Source organism: Erythrobacter donghaensis (assembly GCF_001557325.1).
Classification (GTDB): Bacteria; Pseudomonadota; Alphaproteobacteria; order Sphingomonadales; family Sphingomonadaceae; genus Erythrobacter; species Erythrobacter donghaensis_B.
In genome coordinates, this window is the sequence record NZ_LSJS01000147.1 from 1 (window position 1) to 6,440 (window position 6,440).

Below are 6,440 nucleotides of genomic sequence, written 5' to 3' on the forward strand. Positions count from 1 at the left end.
GGCGGGGGGCTCCTCGTCGAGCGCGTGGCAGAACTCCTCGCGCGCGCTGGCGGCATCCTCGGGGCAGAACCTGCTCGACCGGACCAACCAGGCCGCCTCCGCCGTGCGTTCGCAGCGCGCGAGCGTGGTGGTGGGCAGCGAGCAGTCGGAGGGCCTCTCGATCACCTCGGAGATCGTCGCCAACTACAATCACTGCCACGCGATGACGATGGAGTATTTCGAAGTCCTCCAGCATTTCCGCGTCGATCAGGAACTCGCCCATGTCGGCGAATGCCTGTTCATCCCGCTCGAGATCCGGCCCTTCGACATGTTGAAGGCGCAGCGCTGGCGGGACATCCTGCAATATCGCCTGCGCCGCCCGCGTCTGTCGCGCGGCTTCGCCGCGATCGAGCGCATCTTGCAGTCCTACGTCGACTCCGGCCTCCCCACGGGCCGCTATGCCGACGAGCCGATCACCGAACTTTCGGGCGAGCTGCGCCTGCAGCTGCGCATTGCCAACCCGCGCGCGCGCAATGCCGAGGAGGAGATCGACGCCTATCTCGCTTCGGCCTGGAACTTCTGGAACACCCTGTTCGGGTCGAACACGGCCAGGCAGGCCTATGATTCCGCGATCGCCGACCGCGATCTGGCCAACCGCATCTTCGAGCGCGAGTACGCCCCGCGGGTCGCCCGCGCCTATTGCGACAGGCTGAAGGCGACGCTGCTGGTGCGCAACCCCAATACCGGTGAGGTCAAGGAGGAGTCGTGCAACGCAGATTTCACCATGGTCTCGTCCTATCGGCCGGACGGCCTGCATCTGGTGACCTTTCGCGCCACCCGGATTCCCGCCAATGTGACCCGCGCCGACATTGTCGCCATCCGCTTCAGCAGCGACCTCGACACGCTCTCGCCCAATTCGGTGACGACGCTGCGTTCCGCCAACGTGGTCTATGCCACAGCCTTCCGCCAGCACGAGCTCGTCCCGCGCCGCTCGATGAACAACGACATCATCGGCGATGACACCGCGCAGATTCCCACTCGGCTGCTGTCGCGCAGCGAGGAGCGCAGCCCGCGGGCCGAGGATCGCGACGCGGTCTCGGCGCTGCTGAAGCACCTCAACGAATTCGTCGAGCACTATCACCAGGTGATCTGGTGGCGTATGGACCCGAACCGGCGGTTCATGCTGCTCGACGGTTTCGTCGCCCCCAATTCGGGCGGGCGCTCGCTTGCCTCCGTGGTCGAGAACCGGGTGATCTCGATCGTCGGCAATTCGCTGGTGATGCCGGTGGCGCCGGGTTACCGGCTCGATCCGCTGATGCGCGAGGCGGACGCGGGCAAGCTCGATCTGCTCGAACTCTACCGCCCGCCGGTGCCGCTCCCGCCGCGGCGGATCAGCCTGCCGACACGCGGCGTCCATGCCGAGGCGATCCTCGGCGAGTGCAACAGCTGCATGGTGCGCGATGACACCCGCTTCTGGCACTGGGAGAGCGAGAAGTTCCCCGGGGTCGAGCCGCCGCAGATCGCCGAGAGCTCGACTGCGACCCGGCGGCAGGCGCCGCTCGACACCGAGCCCGACAGCCTCGCCGCGCCGGTGGTGGCGATCCAGAACGCCCCCGCCGCCCCCGACCCGACCCCGATCACCGCGCTCGGCACGCTGCTCACGCAGCAGGGCCTGTTCAAGGATATCACCGGGCTCGAAGGCAACCAGAAGAACGCCGCTGCCGCCTTCGAACAGGCGCTCAAGACCGGCAATGCCTTCGCCAAGATGGCCGCAGGCGGCGCGAAGGAGGCCTTCGCCAACCGCAATGCCGAGCGCACCATGAAGAAGATCGACGAGGCGCGCGAAGCCAAGATCCTCAGCGAAGCCGATGCCAAGGAAGTGGTCGCCCATCTGTTCGGTGTCCCGCCCGGCAAGGAAGGGGCCAAGGCAAAGCCGCTGACCGAGGATCCGAGTGTCGCCAAAGGTCTCGCCAAGGTGCAGGAGAAGCCCGGCAAGAAGAAGGTGACGGTCACCACCAACACCGGATCGACCAGCCAGACGGTCGAGACCGAGTTCGAGTCCGCCGGATCGCCCGCCGCGCCCAAGGTCGCATTCAGGATCGCCGACGTGCCGCCGCTCAAGCAGCCTTCGCCCGAAACCTGCTGGGCGGTGGCGCTGACCATGCTGCTTTCCGAGCAGCGCCAGCAATCGCTGCCGGTCGAGACCGCGCTGCTCACCGGCGGCGAGGCCTATGTCGAGATGTTCCGCCAGGGCAAGCCGCTGCCCCTGCAGCAGCTCGGCGCGTTCATCGCCGACTTCAAGCTCAAGGAAGCCGCAACCGCGGTGCTGACCGCCAGCACGGTCGAGGCCGCGCTGCGCCGCCATGGCCCCTTGTGGGTGGTGGGCGACGAGCAGGCGGGGGCGGGTTTCTCGGTGCATGCCCGGGTGATCACCGGGATCGCCGGGGACGGCACGCCCGCGGGCACGCAGGTCTATTTCAACGACCCGGCGGCCGGCCAGGCGGGCGAGGAGACGCTCAAGCTGTTCACCGAGAAGCTCGCAGAGCTGATGGAAGGCGCCAGAAGCGCCTTCGGCGGCATCGCGCCGATGGTGCTGGCGCTGTAGCCCTGCGCCCGGGCGGCGCGCCTGTGCGGCCTTCTTCTTTCCGGGGATCGAGTTGACGCCGGTCTGGAGCACATCGCCCGCATCTGGTCTTCCTCCTCGCCGGTTATGTCACCATTTCCGGGGGGGCGGGGTGAGCGGGTTCTGGACGTGGTCGCTGGTGGTGATCGTGCCGCTGCTGCTGGCGGCGATGATCGCCGCGCATGAGGCGGGCCTCGGGATTCGAGCCCGGTCCGGATGTTAGCGCATATCATGCTGCTTGCTGACACTCGGCCCACCGCAGTATGGCGGGGGCCATGAGCTTCAAGCCGGAAACCACGGCTCCCGCCAGCCGCAAGCGCGCCGCCCGGCGCTCCAGCGCCGCGCCCACCATCACCGATGTCGCGCGCGAGGCGCAGTGCTCGCCGATGACGGTGAGCCGCGTGATCAACGGCGAGGAGAACGTGCGCGAGGACACGCTGCAGAAGGTGCTGGGGGCGATCGCCAAGCTCAATTACGTCCCCAACCGCGCGGCGCGCTCGCTCGCGGCGGGATCGCAGCTGCGCATCGCGCTGCTGTTCGCCAACCCCTCGGCCTCCTACCTCAGCGAATTCCTGATGGGCGCGCTGCAGGAGGCGAGCCGCCGCGACATCCATCTGATGGTGCAGGCCTGCGAGAACACCGCCGAGGCGCAGGGGGTGATCAGAAAGCTGCTCGAGGGCGGGATCGAGGGCTTCATCCTCCCCCCGCCGCTGTGCGACGACCAGAGCGTGCTCGACCTGATCCGCTCCTCGGGCGGGATCGCGGTCGCTCTCGGCCCGGGGCGGGCGAGCGGCAGCCACGGGGCGGTGCTGATCGACGAGTTCCAGGCCGCCTACGACATGACCCGGCACATCATCGGGCTGGGCCATGAACGCATCGGCTTTATCATCGGCAACCCCGATCAGGTCGCGAGCGGCCAGCGCCTCGAGGGTTATCGCAAGGCGATGACCGATGCGGGCCTTGCGATCGACGAGAGCCTGATCGCGCAGGGACAGTTCACCTACCGTTCGGGCATGTTGGCGGCCGAGCGGCTGCTCGGCGCGGCGCACCGCCCGACCGCGATCTTCGCCTCCAGCGACGCCATGGCCGCCGCCGCCATCGCCATGGCGCACCGCCGCGGTCTCGACGTGCCGGGCGACATCACCGTGTGCGGCTTCGACGATACCGAGCTCGCCAGCTCGATCTGGCCCGAGCTCACCACCATCCGCCAGCCGATCCGCGCGATGACCGCCGAGGCGGTGGCGATGATCGCCCGTATCCACAGGCAGAAGCCTGGCGCTGCCCGCGCCGAGGCCGAGCAGCGGACGCTCGCCCACCAGCTGATCCGCCGCAATTCCGACGCGGGGCCGAGCGAGGCCGCTTCCATCAGCAAGCCTCCCGGGGGGCAATGACCGAAAGCCGGACCGAGTGGGAGGAACTCCACCGCGAGCAGCCCGGCCAAATTGCCGGGAGCGGGGTGATAGGCCGGTCGTTCTTCACCGAAGGGGCTTGGCCTGCCAAGTCCTCCAATCCTTCGGCAGCGGCATCATGAAAGCCTCGCGCGGGCCTGTGCGAAGCCGGCGACCGGGGCGGGGAAGGCGAACAGGTTGCCGGCGAGCGGGCGCTCGGCCATGTCCTCGGCGCTCATGTTCTTGGTCGCCGTGGTGACATAGGCGGTGGCAAGGGCCGGTCCGCCGAAGGCCATCTTGGTGATGTCGCGCGCGGGAATGGCCACAGTGCCCGCGAGCGTGCCCTCGGGCGTGAAGCGCGCGACGCAGCCGCCCAAATACATGCCCGTCCAGACATGATCGACGCTGTCCACCACCGGCCCATCGGGATAGGCATCCGGGAACAGTGCCCCGGTGTCGGCGAACAGGCGCAGTTCGCCGATCCCTTCCTCGGACAGGTCGGCGACGAAGATCTTCTGCCGGGCGGTGTCGGTGAAGTAGATGCGGCTGCCATCGGCGTTGACGGCCGGGCCATTGGTGATCGCGATCCCGCTCGGGCCGGCAGGGCGGATCGCGCCGCGGTCGAAGACGTAGAACCGGCCCGTCGCGGCGGCCTCGCCGTCATCCATCGAGCCGAACCACACCCGGCCCCAGGGGTCGGTGCAGGCATCGTTGAGACGGTTGCCGGCAGGCTCGCCGGGCACCTCGCACAGCTTCGTGAAGGTGTCGGTTTCGGGATCGAAGGTGTAGAGCCCGTCCTTCAAGCCGCACAGCAGCAGGCCCCCCTCCTCGGCCGGGATCGCCCAGCCGATTGCCGAGGGCGCCTCGGCGAAGCGGCTGCTGCCGGTCGCGGGGTCGAAGTGCCACAGCCGGCAGCGCTTGATGTCGACGAACCACACGACGCCGCGCGCGGCATCCCACAGCACGCCTTCGCCCAAGCGGCAATCGGCGGCGAGCACGTTGGTCACAGGCAGGTTCATCGTCATCCGGCATCCACCCAGTAATTGCGCCCGGTGCAGTAGCACGCATCATCGGCCGCGTGTCGCGGCGATGTGCGCCGCCTATCCCCGCGCGACCGTCTCCAGCAGTTCGCCTGTAACCGGATAGCCCGCATCGGCAAGGATCGTAAGCCACGGCTTGCCGTCCTGCTCGACCACCTGCGGCATGATCGTGCGCACCGGGATCGCCTCGGCCTGTGCCTTGGCTTCGGCAAAGCTCGCGAACAGGGCGAGGCGTTCGAGGTTGCGGCGGGTCGGGAAGATCAGTTTTATCTCGCCCCGCGCCGCCGCATCGAGCGCGCCCTGCGCCGTCGTCCAGAACAGGTGGGTGTTCTCGGCGTGGTCGATCGACACCTCGACCGACCCGGTGCCGAGGTCGGCGAGGTAGAAGCGCGTGTCATAGACCCGCGCGATCGCCTCGTTCTTGGGAAACCAGCGGGCAAAGGGCGTGATCTGGGCAAGGTCGAGCTGCCAGCCGAAGGCTTGGAGCACCGGGGCGAGCGCGCCGCATTCCGCCAGCATTTTTCGCGCGGCATCGGCGCTGGCCGCGTTTATCTCGCCCGACAGGCCGAGCGCGAGGCCTGTCTCCTCGAGCGTCTCGCGCACCGCGGCGATCTGGTGCGCGGCCTCGTCGGGCGCGAGCCCGTGCGCGGCTGCGACCGCCTCGCCGAGTTCGTAGTCCGCAGGATCGACCCGTCCGCCGGGGAACACCGCCATCCCGCCCGCAAAGGTCATGTTGCGCGAGCGAACGGTCATCAGCACCTCGGGCGCACCGCTGCCGGTGGGCGGGTTGCGGAAGATGATGATGGTCGCGGCAGGAATGCCTTCGCGGGCGGATTCGGTGGTCATCGCGGCAAAGGATGGCCGCACGGCGCGTCCTTGCCAAGACCCCAGGCGAATTGCTGCCGCACCGCGTCGGGCAGCCGCCGGAAGGGGTGTCGGGACGCTTTACAACTCGCGGTTAAGGGCGTGGCAAGGCTAAGGAAAAATTGGCTGATTTCCGTGCTTTTTCGAGTTTGGCACGGCGTGTGCATTGAAAGGTGCGGTCCCAATGGTCTTCGACGCGAGGCGCGACCCTTCCTGGTCTCCGGGTTGCGCCTCCCCGAAAATGAAAAAGCGCTCCGCACTGGTCCTGCGGGGCGCTTTTTTGTTTTGGGGGCCTCAGGCGCCGGCGCGGGCCGTCCGGCCCGCTTGGCTTCCTCCAGGGGCCCGGCCCTTACGGGCCACCCTTACGGGCGCGCGTTCGCGCTTGCGGCCCTTTGGGCCGGGCCATCGCCATGATCGAGTGTAGCGCTGGCATCGGTCGCGTGGCGACCGCAAGGCCGAACGGCCGCCCGCAGGCGCCCGGAGCGTAGCGAAGGAACAGCGCCGAGGACGCACCCGCGGAGGCGGGTGCGAAACGCAAACGGTCGC

The 6,440-nt window shown here is 68.4% G+C and carries 4 protein-coding genes; 2 read left to right on the forward strand and 2 right to left on the reverse strand.

Annotation, left to right across the window (positions count from 1 at the left end; genetic code table 11):
* Together AX692_RS08075 and AX692_RS08080 are read left to right on the forward strand one after the other, a co-directional pair.
* Positions 1-2,584 (forward strand): papain-like cysteine protease family protein (locus tag AX692_RS08075; RefSeq protein WP_196491781.1); only part of this gene is annotated, 2,584 nt, incomplete at its 5' end.
* 293 nt (positions 2,585-2,877) lie between these two features.
* Entirely contained in the window at positions 2,878-3,993 is a 1,116-nt protein-coding gene (locus AX692_RS08080; RefSeq protein ID WP_073977281.1) for a LacI family DNA-binding transcriptional regulator, read from the forward strand.
* Between the two features lie 134 nt (positions 3,994-4,127).
* Here AX692_RS08080 and AX692_RS08085 read toward each other — a convergent pair whose 3' ends face one another.
* Both AX692_RS08085 and AX692_RS08090 read right to left on the reverse strand, forming a co-directional pair.
* Positions 4,128-5,009, reverse strand: a complete 882-nt coding sequence (locus AX692_RS08085) for an SMP-30/gluconolactonase/LRE family protein (protein WP_230959648.1) — start codon at positions 5,007-5,009, stop codon at positions 4,128-4,130.
* Between the two features lie 81 nt (positions 5,010-5,090).
* Entirely contained in the window at positions 5,091-5,876 is a 786-nt protein-coding gene (locus AX692_RS08090) for an NUDIX hydrolase (RefSeq protein ID WP_073975278.1), read from the reverse strand.
* Positions 5,877-6,440: the final 564 nt, after the last annotated feature.

What these genes read in the sequence shown, in the direction of transcription:
- AX692_RS08080 (WP_073977281.1), top strand. Translation starts at nt 2,878, where the DNA reads ATGAGCTTCAAGCCGGAAACCACGGCTCCCGCCAGCCGCAAGCGCGCC.
- AX692_RS08085 (WP_230959648.1), bottom strand. Translation starts at nt 5,009, where the DNA reads ATGAACCTGCCTGTGACCAACGTGCTCGCCGCCGATTGCCGCTTGGGC.
- AX692_RS08090 (WP_073975278.1), bottom strand. Translation starts at nt 5,876, where the DNA reads ATGACCACCGAATCCGCCCGCGAAGGCATTCCTGCCGCGACCATCATC.